We start from the raw sequence: 18,473 nt of genomic DNA, 5'->3' as shown, positions 1-18,473 counted from the left end.
GCCCTAAGCGCGCCATAAGGGAACGGCTTTACTGGATTGGTGGGCACGCTGGAGTCCCGCGATCGAAAGGTGCATCTCCATGTCGGACGCCGAAGACGTCATGATCGTGTTAGACGAGTCGGAGTGCTGGGTACTGCTCCGGAGCCACTCGCTGGGACGACTGGCCGCGAGCGCCGCTGGCGTGATCGACATCTTTCCGCTCAACTATTACGCCGATGGCTCCACGATTCTCATGCGCACGACGCCGGGCACGAAGCTCGTGGAAATGACCATCCACTCCGATGTCGCCTTCGAGATCGACGACTTCACCGATGAAGAAGCGGTGAGCGTGGTGGTGAAGGGCACCGCCGAGTGGCTCGACACGCGCTCGGCGATCGAGGAGGCAGACCGGGCGCCCCTGGTTTCGTGGCTTCCCACGCTGAAATACGTTTACGTGCGAATCACCCCCACGAGTGTGACCGGGCGGCGATTCGTGCGGGGACCAGAACCGGAGCGCGACTAACGCTGCCGCCGTTGGCGGGTGGAGCGCCCACCAACCCAGCTCAGCGAGGCGGGATGTTGTGGTTGAGGCGAAAGACGTTGTCGGGGTCGAACTCGTGCTTCACCTCGCGAAGGCGCCGCAGCTTCTGCGGGCCGTACGCCTCCCGTGCCAGCGCCAGAGGGTCAGTGCCCGCTTCCTCCCCCACGAAGTTCACGTACTGGCCCCCAGCGGCGAACGCGTCCATGTCTGCCGCGAGCCCCCGAACGAACGCGATCCGCGCCGCATCGTCCGCAGCATCCGGCCAGAATCCGTACACGTTGAGCCAGAACCGCGCGTCCCGGTTGGGGAAGGGTGTGGCCTTTTCTGCCACCCGCCCGAAGGCACCACCCAGGTGGTGGATGTCGAACCCGGTGCCGTACCAGTTCTGTTCCGCACCCCGGCGCATGAGAACCTCCAGCACCGCGTCATCCATCTCATCGAACGCCAGGTTCTTCCAGTAGGCGCGGGCACCCCGCGGGAAGAGTTCGTCAACCGCTGATTGCCACTGTGTCCAGGGCATCGGCTCGACAACCTCCACATCGGGCGGAGCGACTTCACGAAGGCTCGCGATCACCCGCTCACCAGCCGTGATGTCCTCACCGGCCCACACAAATCCGATCACGAGCCGCGGCTCGTCGCCCAGGTCCCAACTGGCGGGTGGCACCATGAAAGTGAGTATCGAGGTGAGTTCGTCGGGGATGTCGCGAGTCCACACCTCATATGCGCGCAGCGCCTGTCTCCACTGCGGCTGTGCGTAAATCAGGTTTCCGGCGAACACCAGGGGCGCGAGCCGCTGTGCCTGAAAGGTGAACGCGGTGACCACCCCGAAGTTGCCGCCGCCGCCCCGGATCGCCCAGAACAACTCCGGATTCTCGTTGTGGCTTGACCAGACCACGTTCCCGGCGGCGGTCACGATCTCCGCGGAGACCAGGTTGTCGACCGTCAATCCGTACGCGCGGGTGAGCCAGCCGAGGCCACCGCCGAGGGTGAGGCCGCCGACGCCAGTGGCCGAAACCACACCGAGCGGTACCGCGAGCCCAAAGGGCGCGGTCGCCTGATCGACGTCCCGCAACAGCGCACCCGCTGCCACCCGCACGGTCGCAGACACGGGATCCACGCTCACGTCGCGCAGCGCACCCAGATCGAGCACGATCCCGTCATCCACGGTGCCGTTACCCGCAACATTGTGACCGCCGCCGCGCACGGCGAGTGGAAGCTGCACACGCTGGGCGAACCGCACCACCACGGCGACGTCCGCCGCAGCCGCGGCCCGCGCGATGAGCGCCGGCTTTTTGTCGATCAGGCCATTCCACACCCCGCGGGCGGCGGTGTAACCGTCCGCTCCGGGGAGCACGAGTTCGCCCGAGAACTGGGCGCGCAGCGCGACCAGTTCGTGCTCCGCGATGCCGGGCTTCGAGTCCTGTTCGCGCTGCGCCACGCCTGGCGACTCGTCCATACGCTTCATCCTCACGCCTCCCTTTCGTCACTCTCCTGCTCAGTCCGCGTCCGCGTCAGCCGAGCCATCAAACTCGATGAGCGTCAGCCGCAGCAGGGCGATGTCGGCCTCGGTGAGCCCGAGTCCGCTCATGAAGTAGTTCTCGACCGTGCCGAACATCGCGGTCATCTCGGCGAGCGCGGCATCGAGGTACTCCCTCTGGACGCCGAGTACGGGCAGGAGCAACGCGGGATCGCCGCCCGCGGACTCAAAGTCATCCAGCAGCCCCTGGAGCGAGGGCAGCAGCTGCGCGTTGGTGAGCAGGTAGTCCTCGAGGACGTCGTCGTAGTCCACTCCGAGAAGCAGCAGCAAAGCCGCCGCCGCCCACCCTGTGCGGTCCTTTCCCGTCGTGCAATGGAATACGGCGGGCAACGCCTTCGTGTCGAGCAGAGCCGTGTAAAACCGGTGGTACCCGATTCTGGCGCTCGCCAGATTTACGATCTGCTTATAGGCGCTTGTGAACAGCGTGACCGCCCTCCCGCCGCCGAGCATCTCCTGGGCGGCGACCGGATCGCCCAGAACGGAAAATAGTTCTGCCGGGGCGGCTCCCGTTGCGTCCTCAAGGATGTCAACGACGACGCCGCGGGTGCCTTCGGGAAGGGCGCTCGGTTGGTGTTCGCGCTCGTCGGCAGTGCGCATGTCGAACACTGTTTTTATGCCGAGCTCGGCAAACCGGTCGGAATCCGGGCCGCTCAAGGCACTGAACTGTGCCGAACGGTACAGGATGCCGCGCATCACCCTGCCCTGAGGCGTGCGCCACCCGCCGAGATCACGCAGGTTTGGGATCGTGGGGATGGAAATGAACTGACCGGGTGGCGGGATGGTGACGGGCATCGCTGACTCCTCTGTGCGCAAAACAGCCGCTGCAACTGACATGTGCGGCGAACGTATCCCGGCGGCGCGCTTCGAGCCTCACGCGCAGCGGGTGATCGCTATCACAGCCGCGAAATGCCGTCGCCGACGACGACGACCCCGATGAGGAAGAGGATGAGGACGGTCACGGTCCTGTTGTTTTTCTCGATCCAGCTACGGGTCGCCCGCAACCAGACACCCGCCCTGTCCGGGGACAGGAGGGAGAACACGATCGGGCCCACGACGGTAGACGCAGCTATCACCGTGAAGATGACCACCAGAAGTGCGGTGTCTGCCGCGTTCAACCCGGTTCCGCGCAGAGACAGCCCGGCCGCGGCACTCAGCAGAATGGCCTTCGGCCGAATGTTCAGGAGAAGCGCAAGGCCGGCGGCCCTGGCTGGTCCGATGGATCCCACTGCGGTCAGCCACCGCGGCATCCCGCCCTTACCGTGCCCGCGCCGGCCGCTCACGACGGCGAGCACGATCAGCCCGAGGCCTACGACGATGAGCGCGACCGCGAGCGCGACCTGCGGGTGCACGGCTCTGCGTACCGGCAGCGCCTGGGCCAACAGGACGAAGGTGGTGAGCACGGCGGCGATTCCGACGACCCAACCGATCAGAAAGGCGACGCCGCTGCGTACCCGGTTCGGGGAGAGCAAAATCAGCACGGTCGCCAAAATGGGGACGGAGCTGAAGGCAACCGCCACGGCGATCGGCAGAATGCTTCCGAGCGACTCCCACACCGGTTACTCCAGCGCTGAGGTGAGTCGCGCCAATCCATCGAGCGCAGTCGAGGACAGCGGCTCCCTGGCCCATTCCTCTCGCGTCAGCTCGCTGCTGATCACGCGGTATCCCTCCTCAACCTCGCGCATCTTGTCTACGAAGGCGCGGCCCCTCACCAACAGGGATACCTCGAGGTCAAGATTGAATGAGCGGATGTCCATGTTGCTGGATCCGATGACCGCGATGTCGTCATCGATGGACAGGTGCTTTGCATGCAGGATGAACGGGGCCGGGTAGCGAAATATCCGCACTCCCGCCTCCAGCAGGTCACCGTAATAAGACCGCTGCGCGTGAAAGACAGGCCCCTGATCGCCGATCTCCGACACAAAGAGCTGCACGTCGAGTCCACGATGACACGCTGACGTGATCGCGTACATCATCGCCTCATCCGGCACAAAGTACGGACTGGTGATGATGGCGCGCGAGGATGCAGCGTAGATCAGCGAGAGGAACAGGCGCAGGTTGTTCTCCGTGCTGTAACTCGGACCACTCGGCACCACCTGGCACTCCAACGCGTCGGGCGACCGGTCAAACCGAGCCTGGCGAGCGGGCAGGTTCACCGCGGGAGATTCCACGTCGAGCAGCTCGCCGGTTTCGCTGAGCCAATCCGAGAGGAAAACCGCATTGAGCCCCGCAACGACCGGGCCCTCGAGTCGGGTGACGAGCTCCTGCCACTGCAGCCCCCTCTTGAGGTTCTTCGGTGTGTTGTAACTGCGGTCGATGAGGTTCTGGGACCCCATGTAGCCCACCCGGCCGTCGATGACCACGAGTTTGCGGTGGTTGCGCAGATCCGGCCGCTGATACTTTCCCTTGAACGGCATCACCGGCAGCATGTAGCTCCACTTCACCCCGATGCGATCAAGCTCGGCGAACGTCTCCTTATGCCCGACCGCCTTCACCGACGACACGTGGTCGGCAAGCAACCGCACCGTGACGCCCCGCTTTACCGCAGCTTCCATGGCGGCGAAAAATCCGCGAGTGGTGCTGTCCAACGACACGATGAAGTACTCGACGTGGACGAACGTCGTCGCCGTATCGATTTCCGCAGCCATCGCATCGATCGACCCGGTGTAGTCGTCAATCAGCACCGCGGTGTTGCCCCCGACTACGGGAATCCCTCCGAGCGTCTGGTTCTGCCGCGCGACGCTCTCAAACCACTGCGGCCACGTCGCCCTACCCGGCACAAGATCAAGCCCCGCGACTCTCGCGGCTATCAGTCCGTCGATGCGTTGTTGCTCGGCACGGCGCCGTTCCGGGAGCTGGGATTTACCAATGATGAGGTAAAGCACAAGTCCAATGAAGGGCACAAAGAGGATCGCGAGCAGCCACGCCATCGCCGCGGTGGGCTTCCTGTTCCGCGGAATCACGATCAGGGCAATGATGCAGACAGCAAAATGCAGCAGCGCGACGGAAACCCACGCTAAATTCGTGCCGAGTACCGGGTCCATCGGTGTCCCTTCTCCCGTGGGCGATCCGGAGGGCGCCGTTGGGGTGACGCTATTAGCCGACACAACCATCGGCATCACCCGGAAAGAATGACGACACTGTGCTGACGGCGCCCCTACCGTGTGGACATGGCTGACACCCAGTACCCGCGCGGAACCGTCATCCTCGTCGGTCTCGCTGCCGCGGTCGTGGTGGCAATCGGAATTAGTGAGTTGCGCGGCATCCTGGCTCCCGTTTTACTCACCCTCGTGCTCACGATCTGCGCTGGTCCGGTAAGAACAGGGCTGGAGAAGCACGGCGTGCCGCGCGGTATAGCGACGGGGTCGGTCATCCTGGTGGTGTTCGGGCTGCTTGCGGTCTTCACCTACACGATCATCATCGCGTTTGCCCAATTTGTTGCGATGCTGCCGGACTACGCAGACCAGTTTCAGGAGATCGCGGCATCCATAACCACCGCCCTCGCCTTGATCGGCATTGACCAGACGCAGGTGGAGTCGCTGGCGGGAGGCCTGAACCCGGCGAGCATCGCGGCGGCGGTGACCGGCGCTCTCGGCAGCCTCGCCAGCATCACGGGGGGCCTGGTGATCGTGCTCACCATGATGATTCTCATGGCGGCAGACGCGGTCTACGTCAGAACCATCCTTCGGCAGCTGGAGGTGACCCGCCCGCATCTCGTTGCCGCGCTGGGCGCGTACGCCTCCAACGTTCGCCGCTACATGGTGGTGACCACGGTGCTCGGCGTTGTGCAGGGCGCCCTCAACGCGATCGCGCTCGTGATCCTCGAGGTGCCCGCGGCTCTGCTCTGGGGCCTGCTCGCGTTCCTCTGCAGCTTCATCCCCAACATCGGCTACTTCTTCGCGATCGCGCCACCCATCGTCTTCGGGTATCTCACGGGTGGATGGCCTGTGGTGGTCGCAGTTGTGGTGGTTTACACCATCATCAACGCTGTGGTGCAGTCGATTATCCAGCCCCGCGTCGTGGGTCAGGCGGTGTCACTCAGCCAGACCCTGACCTTCTTCTCCGTGCTGTTCTGGGCGTTGGTCATCGGACCGATCGGTGCGATCCTCGCCGTGCCGCTGACCCTGCTGGCGAAGGCCGTGCTCGTGGACTCCAACCCGGACGCACATGCCTGGCGCCCCGCGATCGGGCCGACCGCCGAGACGCGGAGCATTCTCAAGGCCGACTACGCCGCGTCAAAAGAACAACGGCATGCCACGAAAGCAGACAGCCGCGCCGCTGCCAAGCGCGCCCGCATCCCGCAATAGGGGCTTGGTCCGACGTGCCTCGCTGACAGCAGGCGCTAGCGAGAACGTTTCGCCACATCGTCGATGGCGGGTTCGAGCGTTGGCCAGACAAACGCATACCCGGCCTCGGTCAGGCGCTCCGGTGTCACCCAGCGGCTCTTCAGCACCAGCTCGGGCTCGGTTCGCAGCAGCCACATGGCTGGCTCGAGCATCCACCGGAAGGCGGGCAAGCCGATCCTCGCGGAGACGCTCTTGCGCAACGCGGCCATGAGCGCCCGGTTATCGCTTGCGTTCGGCGCCGCGAGGTTGACCGGGCCCACGATGTCGCCGGAGCGCGCGATGAACGTGACCGCCGCTACAACGTCGTCAATGTGAATCCAGCTGAAGCGCTGCCGCCCGCGCGAGCGGTGTGCGGGAGCACGACCGTCACCGGTGGGCCGTGCACCGATGCCACGGTAGCGACGGTGGGGAAACCACCATCCGTCGATCTGAGGGCCGCCCAGGCCCCAACGCGCGAGGCGGAGGAGGATGCCGGTTGCCGGGCCGTCACCGAGAACGATGGCCATGCGCAACGCTACCCGCCGCGTCGATGGCAACTCACCGACGAACAACTCGTGCTCCCACTCACGGGCGATGTCGGAAGAAAACCCGGTTCCGACTTCGCCTTCCGATTCGGTCATCGGCCGGTCGAGGGCGTACCGGTACAGCGTCGCAGTGCTCGCGTTGAGCCACACGGCCGGTGGGTGGGAGCTCGCCTCGATCGCTCGCCGGAGCTGCCGGGTGGTGTCGATCCGTGAGCGCAGAATTTCGTCGCGATTGCGCTCGGTGTAGCGGCAGTTCACGCTCTTTCCGGCGAGGTTGACCAGGAGATCAGCGCCGTCGATGAGAGCGCGCACTGCGGTGTCGTCGCCCCACGCGGCGTCCGCCCCGCTCCGGCCGATTCGGGACACCAGATATCCCTGGGCGGCCAAATCTTCGACCAGCCGTTTTCCGATGAAGCCGGATGCGCCGGCAACGACCGCTCGAGGGTGATTTTGGCTCACGACCACAGCATAGGGGCAGCTGTCTCTTCAGGTGACCGAGGCCGGATCACCCCGCCCGGGTGAGCCGGTCACTGACGCCTGGGATTACTTTCGATCGATGCACTCCAGGCCGCCCCAATCGACAGTGCGCATGCTCGCCGCCCTGTCCATTCCCGCCGCGGTCGTCGGCATCGGCTGCGCCCTGTTGCTCCGTGCGGTGGACCAGATGGCCGCGCTGCTCGAACAAGGGCTGTGGAGCGCGCTGCCGGATGCGTTAGGCGTCGATCCCACCTCGGGCTGGTGGATCTTCGCCACGCTCACGGGGATCGGCATCGCGGTCGGGCTGGTGCTGTGGCTCGCCCCCGGGCACGGCGGTGAAGATTCCGCCACCGTGTCGCTTATGGCCCCGCCGTCTCCGCTGCGGGTGCTGCCCTCGCTCGCGGTCGTGACGGTTCTGGGGCTCGCGGGCGGCGTGAGCCTCGGCCCGGAAAGTCCCATCATCGCCATCAATACGGCCCTGTTCGTGGCCGCGATCAAGAAGCTGCAACCGAGCATCCCGACCGGACTTGTGGTGATCGTCGTCGCCGCGGGAACCATCGGAGCGCTGTTCGGTACACCCGTGGCTGCGGCCCTCGTTTTTACCGGAGTGGTCGGGTCCCTCAAGATCGAGGGCGAGCTCTGGGACCGGTTGTTCCTGCCCCTGGTCGCCGCCGCAACCGGGTCGGTGACGATGTCGTTGCTCGCGCACCCCTCGTTCACGCTCCCGCTCCCGACGTACACCACGGTTGCCGCCTGGGACCTGCTCTCCGCCTCCATCATCGCCTGCGTCGCGGCGACCATCGGCATCCTCGCTGCGGCGGCACTCCCCCGCCTCCACCGCGCGTTTCGCCTGCTTCGCAATCCGTTGATCTACGCCGGGATCGGCGGCGCCCTGCTGGGCGTGCTCGGCGCCATCGGCGGGCCGGTGACCCTCTTCAAGGGACTCCAGCAGATGGACGAACTACTCGACGAGCGAAATTCGCTCACAGTGGGCACTCTGATTTTGATCGTGGCCGTCAAGGTGGTCGCGCTAGTTATCAGCGCCGCAGCAGGTTTTCGCGGCGGACGCGTGTTTCCTGCGGTGTTCATCGGTATGGCGATTGGCGTCGTCGCGAACGCGATCGTGCCATCGGTTCCCCTGGCCGTCGCGATCGCGGGCGGCGTGCTCGGGATGGTGCTCGCGGTGTCCCGCGACGGCTGGATCTCGCTGTTTGTCGCCGTCGCGGTGACCGGCTCGGTTTCCGCGCTTCCGCTGCTGTGCATCGCCGTTCTGCCGACGTGGCTACTCGTCTCGCGTGCACCCGTGATGGTTGTTCACGCCCACCAACAAGAAAAGCTCTGAACCTGAGGTTCAGAGCTTTTCTACGTACCGTTTCTTTGTCCCGTTTTTCTGTCCCGAAACAGGACGTGGGTGGATCCAAGGGGATTCGAACCCCTGACCCCCTGCATGCCATGCAGGTGCGCTACCGGGCTGCGCCATGGACCCATATTCACTTTTTCTGTTCCGTAAAGGCAACTTGAATAGATTACTACACAGTTGGACCTTCTCCGACACACCGACACGGGATGAGCGACGCCCGGGCGTGTCTGGCTGCGTCCGAGACAGAAGGCTAGCGCCGTCTGAGGCAGAAGGCTGGCTCCGTCTGAGGCAGAAGGGTGCCCCCGCCTGAGGCAGAAACTGCCCCCGTCCCAGAAACGTATTTCCGGGCCGGGGGCAGTACGCGAAGCGTATTACTGGGCTTCCGGGATGACGAGTCCACCCCAGGTCTCGTTCATGTATTCCTGGGTGGCGGGGTCCAGCAGAAGCTCGTAGAGCTTCGCGATCCGCGGGTCGTCCTCAAGCTCAGCAGACGTCGCGAGCACATTGCTATAGGGACTGTCCGCGTCCTCGACAAGAATCGCGTCGTCAGCGGTCAACCCGGCGGGCAGAGCGAAGGAGATCGTCACGAACGCCGCGTCCACGTCAGGAAGCGCCTGCGCCAGAGTGGCGTTCTCGATTTCCGTGAATTCGAAGTCGCTCGGGTTCGCGGTGATGTCGTTCAGCGTGGTCGGATTCTCAGTGACCTCGATGAGGCCTTCGGCCGCGAGGATCTTGAGCGCACGGCCCTCGTTGGTGGGGTCGTTTGGGATGGCGATTTCTGCGCCGTCTTCGAGCTCGTCGAGACTGGAGACCTTGTCGCTGTAGAACGCGGCGCTCGGGAGGTACACCTCGCCGACCGAAACCAGCGTGCCGCCGGCCTGCTCGTTGTAGGTCTCGAGGAAGGTGGCGTTCTGGAACAGGTTCGCATCGATCGACCCGTCACTCAACGCGATGTTCGGGGTGTTGTAGTCGGTGAAGTCGGTGTACTCGATCGTGAGCCCCGCGTCATCCGCCAGATTTTCAGAAACGAAATTCAGGATGTCGCCAGCGGGGGTCGCGAGAGCGCCGACTTTGATTGTGCCGAGGCTGCCAGAGTCGCTATCGGCGGAGTCGGAGTCAGCGGACGAGCAGGCGGTGAGGCCAAGCGCCAGAACGGCGACAACGGCGGCACCAGCAAGGCGCGCGTTGCGAGGGGTGAATCGCATGGGAAGAACTCTTCTCGTAGGGGTTGGGAGGAACACGACCGTGATGCTGACTTCGGTCGCAGTGGGGTGGAGCGAGGGGAAACTTAGGGGCCAACCGGGCTGTCGCGAACGACCTTGCGCCCGATCGTCTGGGCGCGTGATTCTCCGATGGACGTGCGTGCAAACTTCTTCGCGAAGTGGGTAGCGACGCCCTGCAGGATCATCACGATCACGAAGATAATGATGATAACGGCGACCATGTGGATCGTGCTGTACCGCTGGTAACCGTAGGTAACAGCGACGTTCCCCAATCCGCCGCCGGCGACGACGCCGACCATTGCAGAGAAGTTGATGATGGATGTCACGGTAGTAGCCAGGCCGAGCAGCATCCCTGGCAGCGCCTCGGGTATAAACACCTTCCGCACAATCAGCCAGCGCGAAGCGCCGAGGGAATGCGCGGCCTCGGACAGACCTGGGTCAACCTCTTTGATCGAGATCTCCACCATTCTGGCGAAGAACGGGATGGCCACGAGCGACAGCGGCACGATGGCGGCCGTGGGCCCAATGAAGGTTCCGACCACCACCCGCGTGAACGGGATGATCGCGATCATCAGGATGATGAACGGAACGCTGCGCCCGAGGTTGACGATGAAGTCCAGTACCCGATTCAGAATCCGGCCGAAGGCGAGCGAGCCGAACGGACGCTCGAACAATCCGCCGCGTTCGGTTCCGACCAGCAGGATGCCAATTGGCAGCCCGATCAGCACGGTGAACAGAAGGGCAAAAAAGACCATGTACAGCGTCTGGCCCGTGCCCAGGAGCAAAACCTCGAACAAGTCGGGCCAGAAGTCCGGGCTGGTGGTGTCGATCATGCTGCTGCTCCCCCGACGATCTCTACAAGGAGGCCCTGTGCCCGCAGATCGGCGATGGCAGCGGCATTGCTTCGCGCGTCGCCCGGCAGGCCCAGCCGGGTTCTGCCGGCCTGATTGCCCGCGATGGTCTCGATTGCGGCGCCGAGGATGCTGACGTCGATCGCGTGGTCCCGGGCCAGCTGCGCGATGACCGGGCGGTCGGCGTTACCGCCGCTGAAAGTGATGTCGATCACCGTTGTACCGGGCAGCTCGCCGATGGCTCCCAGCGGGAACAGGTCGCGCGCGAGCCGCGACCCGGGTGTGGAGATCAGCTCGACCAGTCGGCCGTTCTCCTTGATTTGTCCGGCCTCGAGCAGTGCGGCCGAGTCGCAGATCGTTTTCACCACGTCCATCTCGTGGGTGATCAGAAGCACGGTGAGCCCGAGGTCCCGGTTGATGGTGCGGAACAACTCGAGGATCGACCGTGTGGTTTCCGGATCGAGGGCGCTCGTGGCTTCATCCGAGAGCAAAACGCGCGGTCGCGCGGCGAGGGCACGGGCGATTCCGACACGCTGCTTCTGTCCCCCGGACAGCTGAGACGGAAACGAGGACGCCTTCGCTCCGAGACCCACGAGGTCGAGGATCTCAGCGGCACGCCGTTTTCGTTCGCGCGAATCAACGCCGATAACTTCGAGTGCGAACTCGACGTTTCCCTGGACCGTGCGGCTCGAGAGTAGGTTGAAGTGCTGAAACACCATGCCGATACCCTGGCGGGCGACCCGAAGGTCGTTGTCTCCGAGGGCGGTGAGTTCTTGTCCATCCACCCGGATAGACCCGGAATCGGGACGTTCGAGCAGGTTCACCGTGCGAATCAACGTGCTTTTTCCGGCACCACTTTGTCCGACCACACCGAAGATGTCTCCCTCCGGAACGTCGAGAGAAACATTGTCAAGAGCCACGGTGCGCCGGGCGCCGGAACCAAAGGACTTGGAGACAGAGGTGAGGGAAATCATGGCTACCCGAAGTCGTGGCCGCCCGAAGCTACTCGGCGGACTCGCTCACGGTGAGAGCCAGCTCAACCGACGGGCAGTCCTTCCAGAGGCGCTCAAGCGAGTAGTACAGGCGGTCTTCTTCGTGGAAGACGTGCACGACAATGTCGCCGAAGTCGAGAAGAATCCAACGACCTTCCTGGCGGCCTTCACGACGGAGCGTCTTGACGCCAATCTCGTTCATCTTGTCTTCGATTTCGCCGGCGATCGCGACGACGTTGCGCTCGTTGCGTCCGGTGGCGAGCAGGAAGATGTCCGTCAGCGGCAGAGGACCGGAAACGTCCAAAGCCACGAGGTCTTCCGCTTGCTTGGAGTCGGCGGCGCGGGCAGCGACGTTGACGAGTTCGATGGCGCGGGGAGAAGCAGTCACGAGGTCCTTTGGAGTGAGTGAAAAGTGAAGAGCGAAATTTACTGGAACAGACCGCTGGACACCCCAGCGATGAGCAGTCCGACGACGACGACGGCGAGCCCAGAAGATGAGACCACAAGAACTGTAAGCATGTGGTTTCCCTGCGGCTTCTTCGACGTGATCAGCCCGTTGCTGCCGGTGTGCGTGCTGACGGCACGGATGGCACGCACGGGAGCCGAATCAGTCGTCGGCACTTCGCGGTCGAGAGGGTCGACGTCGAAGTCGGAATTATCAACCTGACTGGGGTGCACACCCGTGGAACCAAGGCTCCGCGGCAGGTCGATGGATCCGGTCAACATCGTCTCACCGGTCGCCAGGTAGGGCGTGGTGAGATCGGAGGACTGAGGGAAAGAAGGAAGAACGAGCGCGCTGGTCGTGAGCGCACCGCCCGCACCAACGGAGCGGGTAACGGTGTTTTCGAGCGACTCAATGTCGTCGTCCGTGTCGGAGTTGACCGACCAGTGGCCGGCACCGCGGTTCGAGACGGGAGTCTGCCCGGGTTCAATGAACATCGGCACGACGATCGGCTCAGAATCGAGTTCGGGCTGGGACTCAGACACAGATTCGGCCTGCAGCTCAGGCTCGACCGGGGCAACCTTGTCGCTGGCGTCGATCACGTCGTCGTCTTCGTCGTCAACGTCGACGGCGGGTGTGACGTCATTAGCCGCCACGTCATTGGCTATGCCGTCGTTGGCGGAGCTGGGTTCCAGCGGCATGCCCCAGGTAGATACCGGCGCAGCGGGGTGCTCCTCGGCCCCGATTGGCACCGCGTCACCCTCGTGCTCGCGGGTCAGCTCGTCGAATTCGGCCAGCGCAGTCTCGACCCGTGCGGACCGCGGATGCCCCACGGCATCGTCCTCGTTCGCCACCGCCGCCGCGCCCGGAGACAGCGGCGTCGTGGCTGGGCTGGACAGGTAGGGAAGGATGATCGGGCCGGAGTTCAGGATAGAGACAATAGCCTCGGGAACTTCTGCCATTCCGGCCGCGCGTTCGGCCGCGACCCGCGCCTCGCGGAGCTCGCGACGCGTAAGGGGACGGTCAGGCTGCGGCGCTACAACAGCCGGGGCAGGCGCGGGCTCAGCTACAACCGGAGCAGGCTCGACGATAGTCGCAGGCTCGACAACAGTCGGAGGCTCGACATTAGCCGGAGATGCGGGAGCTTCAGCAGGAGCAGGCTCAACCGCAACTGGGGTTGCTGCAGCGACGGAGGGCGCGGAATCGAGCGCAGCGGCGGCAATGCCGGAGTGCATCTGGCCTGTGGCGAGCGAGGCCCGCCGTCCCTGGGTCGTGGAGGCGGCAACCGACGCCCCGGAGGTCGTCGCGGTGGACGCCGGCGCACGGTGGGTTCCAGCTCCGGAACCGCCGATCGCCTCTGTTGTATCCGTCTCACTCGCCGGAGCGTCATAGACGGGGATCTGCGGCTGGAGCGGGGTCGCGAGAGTCAGGGTTGCTGGCGGCGCGGGGGTGCCCGTACCACCCGATGCGCCCGTGCCGTCCTCGCCGTTCCACTCTGTGGCAGACGGCAGCTGTGCGCGGCGCCCCGTGCGAGCGGTCGCCGGACGTACAGGGGCGTCAACTTCTACGTCGTCAACGTGTCCGCTCTGGCGAACGGCCCGCCTACTCTGGTAGGGCGGATCCTGGAATGTCGTCATCAATTACTCCGATATAAGTGGTGTTTGGAGATGTACTGAACGACACCATCGGGAACCAAATACCAGACCGGAAAACCCCGGCTCACCCTGCTCCGGCAATCAGTGGAAGAGATTGACAGCGCGGGGACTTCTAGCGAGCTTACGCCCTGCTCCGGCAATGCGCTAATGGACAGGTCATGGCCCGGGCGGGAGACCGCGACGAAGTCGGCGAGGGACCACAGCTCCGCGACATCCTTCCATTCCAAAATTTGGGCAATGGCGTCGGCGCCCGAGATGAAGAGGATGTCGGCGTCTGGCCGTTCTCGGCGGATGTCTCGGAGGGTGTCAATGGTGTACGTCGGGCCATCACGGTCGATGTCCACTCGGCTGACCGTGAATCGCGGGTTCGCCGCCGTCGCGATCACCGTCATCAGGTACCGGTGTTCCCCGGCGGTGACGCGGGGTTTCATCCAGGGCTGCCCGGTGGGAACAAAGATGACTTCGTCCAGGTCGAAGTGCTGCTGCACTTCGCTGGCCGCGACCAGGTGACCGTTGTGGATGGGGTCGAAGGTGCCGCCCATGACCCCAATTCGGGAGCGCCGGGGGGCGCTGTCTGCCATAGAGAGGTAGTCCTAGTGGCCGGTGTGGTGGTCGCTGGAGCTGTTGCCGAACTTCTGGCTGTGACGGTTCGCCACGTCGCGGAAGCTCCAGGTCGTGACGCCCAGCACGAGGAACACTGCGAAGGCAACGCCTGCGAACGCCAGGGGCGGCATCAGGATCGGGTGGTGCTCTTCGCTCGTGGTGGCGAGAAGGGTCAGTAGCAGCGTCATGCGATTCTCCGTTCGGGACTAGTGAATTCTAGCCGCGCACGTGGCCGGTGCCGCGCACAACCCACTTTGTGCTGGTTAACTCGCCCAAACCCATCGGACCGCGGGCGTGGAGCTTCTGGGTGGAAATGCCTACTTCTGCCCCAAAGCCGAACTCACCGCCGTCGGTGAACCGTGTGGAAGCGTTCACCATGACCACGGCGGAGTCGACCTCGGCGAGGAACCGTTCCGCCCGCGCAAGGTTATTGGTGATGATCGATTCGGTATGGTGCGTCGAGTACCGGCGGATATGGTCCATCGCGGCGTCGAGGTCGTCCACGACACGCACGGAAAGATCGAGCGACATGTATTCCGTCGCCCAGTCCTCCTCGGTGGCGGGCACCACGTCTGCAACGATCGCCCGCGTCGCCTCGTCGCCATGGATGGTGACACCTGAGGCGCGAAGCGCCGCCAGGACGGGCGGCAGTAGTTGCTCAGCCACCGCCCGGTGCACGAGAAGGGTTTCCAGCGCGTTGCAGACGCTCGGGCGCTGCACCTTCGCGTTATGGACAATGTCTACCGCGCTTGATTCGTCCGCCGACTCGTCGAGGAAGATGTGCACCACTCCCGCGCCGGTTTCGATCACCGGAACCGTCGACTGGCTCACCACGGTGTTGATGAGGTCGGCACTTCCCCGGGGGATCAATACGTCAACGTATCCGCGCGCTCGCATAAGTTGGGCGGCGCCATCACGGCCAAACTCGTCGATCGTCTGCACCGAGTCCGCGGGGAGTCCCACTCCGGCTATGGCTTCCTGCAGCAGCTCAACCAGGACGGCGTTCGTGTTCTGCGCCGCAGACCCACCCCGCAGCACCGCAGCGTTTCCGCTCTTGAGGGCGAGAGCGGCAATGTCGATGGTCACGTTGGGCCGCGCCTCGTAGATCGCTCCGACCACGCCGAACGGCACGCGGACCTGGGCGATCTTGAGACCGTTCGGGAGGGTTGACCCGCGCACCACCTGGCCGATCGGATCGGTCAGCGCGGCAACTTCGCGCACGGCCTCAGCCAGCGCACCCAGCCGCGCCGCGTCGAGACGCAGCCTGTCTTGCATCCCCGCGCTCAATCCGTTCTCGCGAGCGTTGGCGAGGTCGAGGTCATTGGCCGGAAGAATTCGCTCGGCAGAGGACGCTACGACGTCGGCGATTGCCCGCAGCGCGGCATCCTTCTGACCCGCCGTGGCGGTCGCGAGAACCCGTGCAGCCTCTCGTGACGCATCGAGTTTCGCAAGAAATGTGGGCCCGGTGACGACGTTCTGCGACATGGCCCAAGTTTAGGCCAGAACGGCGGGCACGGGCCGGACTCAGCGAGTGTTCGCGTGAAACCAGGTACCGATGTCTGCCCCGGCAAGGGCATCAGAAACCCGGTGGGTGGCCGTAAGCAGAACGGCAGTGCCCGAGGAGGCTGCAAGCTTTGCGGCCGCTACCTTCGTGCCCGCTCCCCCGGTGCCGACCCCGGCAGATCCGATGTCCCCGAAGGTCACTCCGGCGAGGTCGTCTCCGAACGGCACATCGTCGATGCGCACGGCCCCTGGCTCGTGCGGCGGACGGGTGTAGAGAGCGTCAACGTCGGAGAGCAGCACCAGCAGATCGGCCCGTACCAGCAGCGAGACGAGCGCCGCCAGACGATCGTTGTCACCGAACCGGATCTCATGGGTCGCGACAGTGTCGTTCTCGTTGACGATGGGCAGGATGTGTAACCCGATCAGTCGCTCCATTGCCCGCTGGGCATTACTGCGGGATGTCACGTTTTCCAGATCACCGGCCGTCAGGAGCACCTGGCCGGCCACAATGCCGTATCGGTCGAGGCTCTCCTGGTAGCGGTAGATCAGCAGGTTCTGCCCCACCGCGGCAGCCGCCTGCTGTGTGGCCAGGTCGGTGGGTCGCGCGTCCAGCTTCAGAAAGGGCATGCCGGTGGCGATAGCCCCGGATGAGACGAGGATGACCTCGGTGCCACGCTCGTGCGCCCCCGCGAGGGCGTCGACGAGCGGACGGATCTGCCCGGAATTCGCCCCACTGATCGAGGAAGACCCAACCTTCACGACAATCCGTCGCGCTCGGTGGATGTCCCCGCGCGCCAGGATGGGGCTAGTCACGCGAAGCCGCGTCGTCGTCCTCGGACTCCCTGGCCAGCGCGATCTCGTCGTCCACGTTCCAGACGCCGGCGGTGCGCTCGGACTGCAGCTCGGCACGGGCCGCGGCCTTCGCGTCCATGCGCTGCAGGTAGGTTTCGCGACGCTTGTTGCTGGTCATACGCGTGCTGTCGTCCAGACGCGAGTCGGTACCACGCGGGGCGGTGACCAACTCGGCTGTCGACGTGAGCGTGGGCTCCCAGTCGAAGATGACGCCGTTGCCCGCTCCGATGATCACGGTGGAACCCGATACGGCACCTGACTTGAAGAGCTGCTCCTCGACGCCGAGCTTCGCGAGCCGGTCGGCGAGGAAGCCAATGGCCTCGTCGTTGGTGAAGTTGGTCTGGGCGACCCAGCGCTCCGGCTTTTCTCCGAGCACGCGGTAGATGTCGCCGCCAGAGCCGCCCTCGACGCGCACGGTGAAGTCAACTTCATTGACCGCACGGGGGCGCATAACAATGCGCTCCGCCACCGGCTCAAGCGCACGGATCGCGCGGTCGGCTTCGACGAGTTCGGCCAGGGCAAAGTTGAGTTCGCGCAGTCCCTCACGCGACACGGCGGAAACGTCGAAAACGCGGTAGCCGCGGCCTTCGAGCTCGGCACGCACAAACGACGCGAGTTCGCGGCCGTCGGGAACGTCGATCTTGTTCAAGGCGATGAGCTGGGGACGCTCGAGAAGCGGCGTCTGCCCCTCGGGGACCGGGTATGCGGCAAGCTCACCCAGAATGATGTCGAGGTCGCTGAGCGGGTCGCGACCCGGCTCGAGCGTGGCGCAGTCGAGTACGTGCAGGAGCGCGGTGCAGCGCTCAACGTGACGAAGGAACTCCAGGCCGAGACCCTTTCCCTCGCTGGCGCCCTCGATCAGACCGGGAACGTCGGCAACCGTGAACCGAGTCTCACCGGCCTGAACAACACCGAGGTTGGGGTGCAGGGTGGTGAACGGGTAGTCAGCGATCTTCGGCTTCGCCGCGGAGATGGCAGCGATGAGGCTGGACTTGCCGGCAGACGGATATCCGACGAGTGCGATGTCGGCAACGACCTTCAGCTCGAGAAGAATGTCACCTTCCCAGCCGGGAGTTCCGAGAAGAGCGAAGCCGGGGGCTTTGCGCTTCGTGGTGGCCAGCGCGGCGTTGCCGAGCCCGCCCATTCCGCCGGGAGCCGCGACGAAGCGCACTCCCGCAACGTCCATGTCGATGAGCTCGTTGCCGTCGGCATCTTTGACGACCGTTCCCACGGGCACGGCCAGCTCGATGTCGGGGCCGGCGAATCCTGCGCGGTGGTCACCCATGCCGGGCCCGCCGTGATCAGACTTGCGGTGAGGCGCGCGGTGGTGACCGAGCAATGTCGTGGTCCCGAGGTCGCTGACCAGGATGATGCTGCCGCCGTTGCCGCCGTTTCCGCCGTCGGGGCCCGCGAGAGGCTTGAACTTCTCACGCTTGACTGAGACGCAGCCGTCGCCGCCGCCGCCCGCACGAAGGTGCAATGTCACCTGGTCAACAAACGTTGCCATGGCAAGCTCCTCTGGATTGGGTCGTACGACGTGCGCTATCTACGTATTTCTTTAGCAGGCAGTGCTGGGAATCAAAACAAAAAT

Annotated in this window: 18 protein-coding genes and 1 tRNA gene; 3 read left to right on the top strand and 16 right to left on the bottom strand. The window is 64.6% G+C overall.

The features are described 5' to 3' along the window. Nucleotides 1-79: 79 nt before the first annotated feature. The gene (locus tag B0I08_RS01415) at nucleotides 80-502 is read left to right on the top strand and encodes a pyridoxamine 5'-phosphate oxidase family protein (protein WP_106209088.1); all 423 of its coding nucleotides are present in this window, start codon (nucleotides 80-82) and stop codon (nucleotides 500-502) included. A 40-nt stretch (nucleotides 503-542) separates the two neighbouring features. Here the strand turns inward: B0I08_RS01415 and B0I08_RS01410 are convergent, their stop codons facing one another. From B0I08_RS01410 to cls, 4 genes are all read right to left on the bottom strand, one after another. Beyond that, nucleotides 543-1,976: an FAD-binding oxidoreductase gene (locus tag B0I08_RS01410; protein ID WP_106209086.1), complete on the bottom strand. Its 1,434-nt coding sequence runs from the start codon at nucleotides 1,974-1,976 to the stop codon at nucleotides 543-545. A gap of 39 nt (nucleotides 1,977-2,015) precedes the next feature. Further along, nucleotides 2,016-2,849: a tyrosine-protein phosphatase gene (locus B0I08_RS01405; protein WP_106209084.1), complete on the bottom strand. Its 834-nt coding sequence runs from the start codon at nucleotides 2,847-2,849 to the stop codon at nucleotides 2,016-2,018. A gap of 101 nt (nucleotides 2,850-2,950) precedes the next feature. After that, nucleotides 2,951-3,610 carry a GAP family protein gene (locus B0I08_RS01400; RefSeq protein WP_106209082.1) on the bottom strand — a complete coding sequence of 220 codons (660 nt, stop codon included), beginning with the start codon at nucleotides 3,608-3,610 and terminating at the stop codon, nucleotides 2,951-2,953. Between the two features lie 3 nt (nucleotides 3,611-3,613). After that, nucleotides 3,614-5,098, bottom strand: coding sequence for a cardiolipin synthase (gene cls, locus B0I08_RS01395; protein ID WP_106209080.1), 1,485 nt, complete (start codon nucleotides 5,096-5,098; stop codon nucleotides 3,614-3,616). Between the two features lie 126 nt (nucleotides 5,099-5,224). On the opposite strand from cls, the gene B0I08_RS01390 reads away from it, so the two are divergent. Further along, entirely contained in the window at nucleotides 5,225-6,361 is a 1,137-nt protein-coding gene (locus tag B0I08_RS01390; RefSeq protein WP_106209959.1) for an AI-2E family transporter, read from the top strand. Nucleotides 6,362-6,396: 35 nt separating this feature from the next. Here the strand turns inward: B0I08_RS01390 and B0I08_RS01385 are convergent, their stop codons facing one another. Further along, entirely contained in the window at nucleotides 6,397-7,383 is a 987-nt protein-coding gene (locus B0I08_RS01385; RefSeq protein ID WP_106209957.1) for an epimerase, read from the bottom strand. A gap of 97 nt (nucleotides 7,384-7,480) precedes the next feature. On the opposite strand from B0I08_RS01385, the gene B0I08_RS01380 reads away from it, so the two are divergent. Beyond that, nucleotides 7,481-8,743, top strand: coding sequence for an ion channel protein (locus B0I08_RS01380; RefSeq protein ID WP_245884437.1), 1,263 nt, complete (start codon nucleotides 7,481-7,483; stop codon nucleotides 8,741-8,743). A 70-nt stretch (nucleotides 8,744-8,813) separates the two neighbouring features. Here B0I08_RS01380 and B0I08_RS01375 read toward each other — a convergent pair. The 11 genes from B0I08_RS01375 to obgE form a co-directional block, all read right to left on the bottom strand. After that, nucleotides 8,814-8,887, bottom strand: a tRNA-Ala gene (locus B0I08_RS01375). A gap of 245 nt (nucleotides 8,888-9,132) precedes the next feature. Next, entirely contained in the window at nucleotides 9,133-9,966 is an 834-nt protein-coding gene (locus B0I08_RS01370; protein ID WP_106209076.1) for a MetQ/NlpA family ABC transporter substrate-binding protein, read from the bottom strand. A gap of 83 nt (nucleotides 9,967-10,049) precedes the next feature. Then, complete coding sequence (locus tag B0I08_RS01365; RefSeq protein WP_106209074.1) at nucleotides 10,050-10,817, bottom strand: methionine ABC transporter permease; 768 nt, start codon at nucleotides 10,815-10,817, stop codon at nucleotides 10,050-10,052. Next, nucleotides 10,814-11,809, bottom strand: a complete 996-nt coding sequence (locus tag B0I08_RS01360; protein WP_106209072.1) for a methionine ABC transporter ATP-binding protein — start codon at nucleotides 11,807-11,809, stop codon at nucleotides 10,814-10,816. Before B0I08_RS01360 ends, B0I08_RS01365 begins: the two co-directional genes overlap by 4 nt. A gap of 28 nt (nucleotides 11,810-11,837) precedes the next feature. Further along, on the bottom strand, nucleotides 11,838-12,215 hold the full coding sequence (gene rsfS / locus B0I08_RS01355) for a ribosome silencing factor (protein WP_106209070.1): 378 nt from the start codon (nucleotides 12,213-12,215) through the stop codon (nucleotides 11,838-11,840). Between the two features lie 38 nt (nucleotides 12,216-12,253). Further along, the gene (locus B0I08_RS01350; RefSeq protein WP_106209067.1) at nucleotides 12,254-13,906 is read right to left on the bottom strand and encodes a hypothetical protein; all 1,653 of its coding nucleotides are present in this window, start codon (nucleotides 13,904-13,906) and stop codon (nucleotides 12,254-12,256) included. Next, nucleotides 13,906-14,505, bottom strand: a complete 600-nt coding sequence (nadD, locus tag B0I08_RS01345) for a nicotinate-nucleotide adenylyltransferase (RefSeq protein WP_106209065.1) — start codon at nucleotides 14,503-14,505, stop codon at nucleotides 13,906-13,908. Before nadD ends, B0I08_RS01350 begins: the two co-directional genes overlap by 1 nt. A 12-nt stretch (nucleotides 14,506-14,517) precedes the next feature. Continuing rightward, entirely contained in the window at nucleotides 14,518-14,715 is a 198-nt protein-coding gene (locus B0I08_RS01340) for a hypothetical protein (RefSeq protein WP_106209063.1), read from the bottom strand. 28 nt (nucleotides 14,716-14,743) lie between these two features. Then, on the bottom strand, nucleotides 14,744-16,012 hold the full coding sequence (locus B0I08_RS01335) for a glutamate-5-semialdehyde dehydrogenase (RefSeq protein WP_106209061.1): 1,269 nt from the start codon (nucleotides 16,010-16,012) through the stop codon (nucleotides 14,744-14,746). A gap of 39 nt (nucleotides 16,013-16,051) precedes the next feature. Next, nucleotides 16,052-16,831 carry a glutamate 5-kinase gene (gene proB, locus B0I08_RS01330; RefSeq protein ID WP_106209955.1) on the bottom strand — a complete coding sequence of 260 codons (780 nt, stop codon included), beginning with the start codon at nucleotides 16,829-16,831 and terminating at the stop codon, nucleotides 16,052-16,054. Nucleotides 16,832-16,835: 4 nt separating this feature from the next. Next, on the bottom strand, nucleotides 16,836-18,389 hold the full coding sequence (gene obgE / locus B0I08_RS01325) for a GTPase ObgE (protein ID WP_106209059.1): 1,554 nt from the start codon (nucleotides 18,387-18,389) through the stop codon (nucleotides 16,836-16,838). Nucleotides 18,390-18,473 lie beyond the last annotated feature (84 nt).

The organism is Glaciihabitans tibetensis (assembly GCF_003003265.1).
Lineage (GTDB): Bacteria > Actinomycetota > Actinomycetes > Actinomycetales > Microbacteriaceae > Glaciihabitans > Glaciihabitans tibetensis.
The sequence above is the reverse complement of the archived record's forward strand: the minus strand, read 5'-3'. Positions and strand labels throughout refer to the sequence as shown.

Excerpts from the sequence above, each read along its gene's own strand:
- cls (WP_106209080.1), bottom strand. The coding sequence starts at position 5,098 with ATGGACCCGGTACTCGGCACGAATTTAGCGTGGGTTTCCGTCGCGCTG.
- B0I08_RS01360 (WP_106209072.1), bottom strand. The coding sequence starts at position 11,809 with ATGATTTCCCTCACCTCTGTCTCCAAGTCCTTTGGTTCCGGCGCCCGG.
- B0I08_RS01335 (WP_106209061.1), bottom strand. The coding sequence starts at position 16,012 with ATGTCGCAGAACGTCGTCACCGGGCCCACATTTCTTGCGAAACTCGAT.
- B0I08_RS01390 (WP_106209959.1), top strand. The coding sequence starts at position 5,225 with ATGGCTGACACCCAGTACCCGCGCGGAACCGTCATCCTCGTCGGTCTC.
- nadD (WP_106209065.1), bottom strand. The coding sequence starts at position 14,505 with ATGGCAGACAGCGCCCCCCGGCGCTCCCGAATTGGGGTCATGGGCGGC.
- obgE (WP_106209059.1), bottom strand. The coding sequence starts at position 18,389 with ATGGCAACGTTTGTTGACCAGGTGACATTGCACCTTCGTGCGGGCGGC.
- B0I08_RS01405 (WP_106209084.1), bottom strand. The coding sequence starts at position 2,849 with ATGCCCGTCACCATCCCGCCACCCGGTCAGTTCATTTCCATCCCCACG.
- B0I08_RS01350 (WP_106209067.1), bottom strand. The coding sequence starts at position 13,906 with ATGACGACATTCCAGGATCCGCCCTACCAGAGTAGGCGGGCCGTTCGC.
- B0I08_RS01340 (WP_106209063.1), bottom strand. The coding sequence starts at position 14,715 with ATGACGCTGCTACTGACCCTTCTCGCCACCACGAGCGAAGAGCACCAC.
- B0I08_RS01365 (WP_106209074.1), bottom strand. The coding sequence starts at position 10,817 with ATGATCGACACCACCAGCCCGGACTTCTGGCCCGACTTGTTCGAGGTT.
- B0I08_RS01380 (WP_245884437.1), top strand. The coding sequence starts at position 7,481 with ATGCACTCCAGGCCGCCCCAATCGACAGTGCGCATGCTCGCCGCCCTG.
- B0I08_RS01370 (WP_106209076.1), bottom strand. The coding sequence starts at position 9,966 with ATGCGATTCACCCCTCGCAACGCGCGCCTTGCTGGTGCCGCCGTTGTC.
- B0I08_RS01415 (WP_106209088.1), top strand. The coding sequence starts at position 80 with ATGTCGGACGCCGAAGACGTCATGATCGTGTTAGACGAGTCGGAGTGC.
- B0I08_RS01410 (WP_106209086.1), bottom strand. The coding sequence starts at position 1,976 with ATGGACGAGTCGCCAGGCGTGGCGCAGCGCGAACAGGACTCGAAGCCC.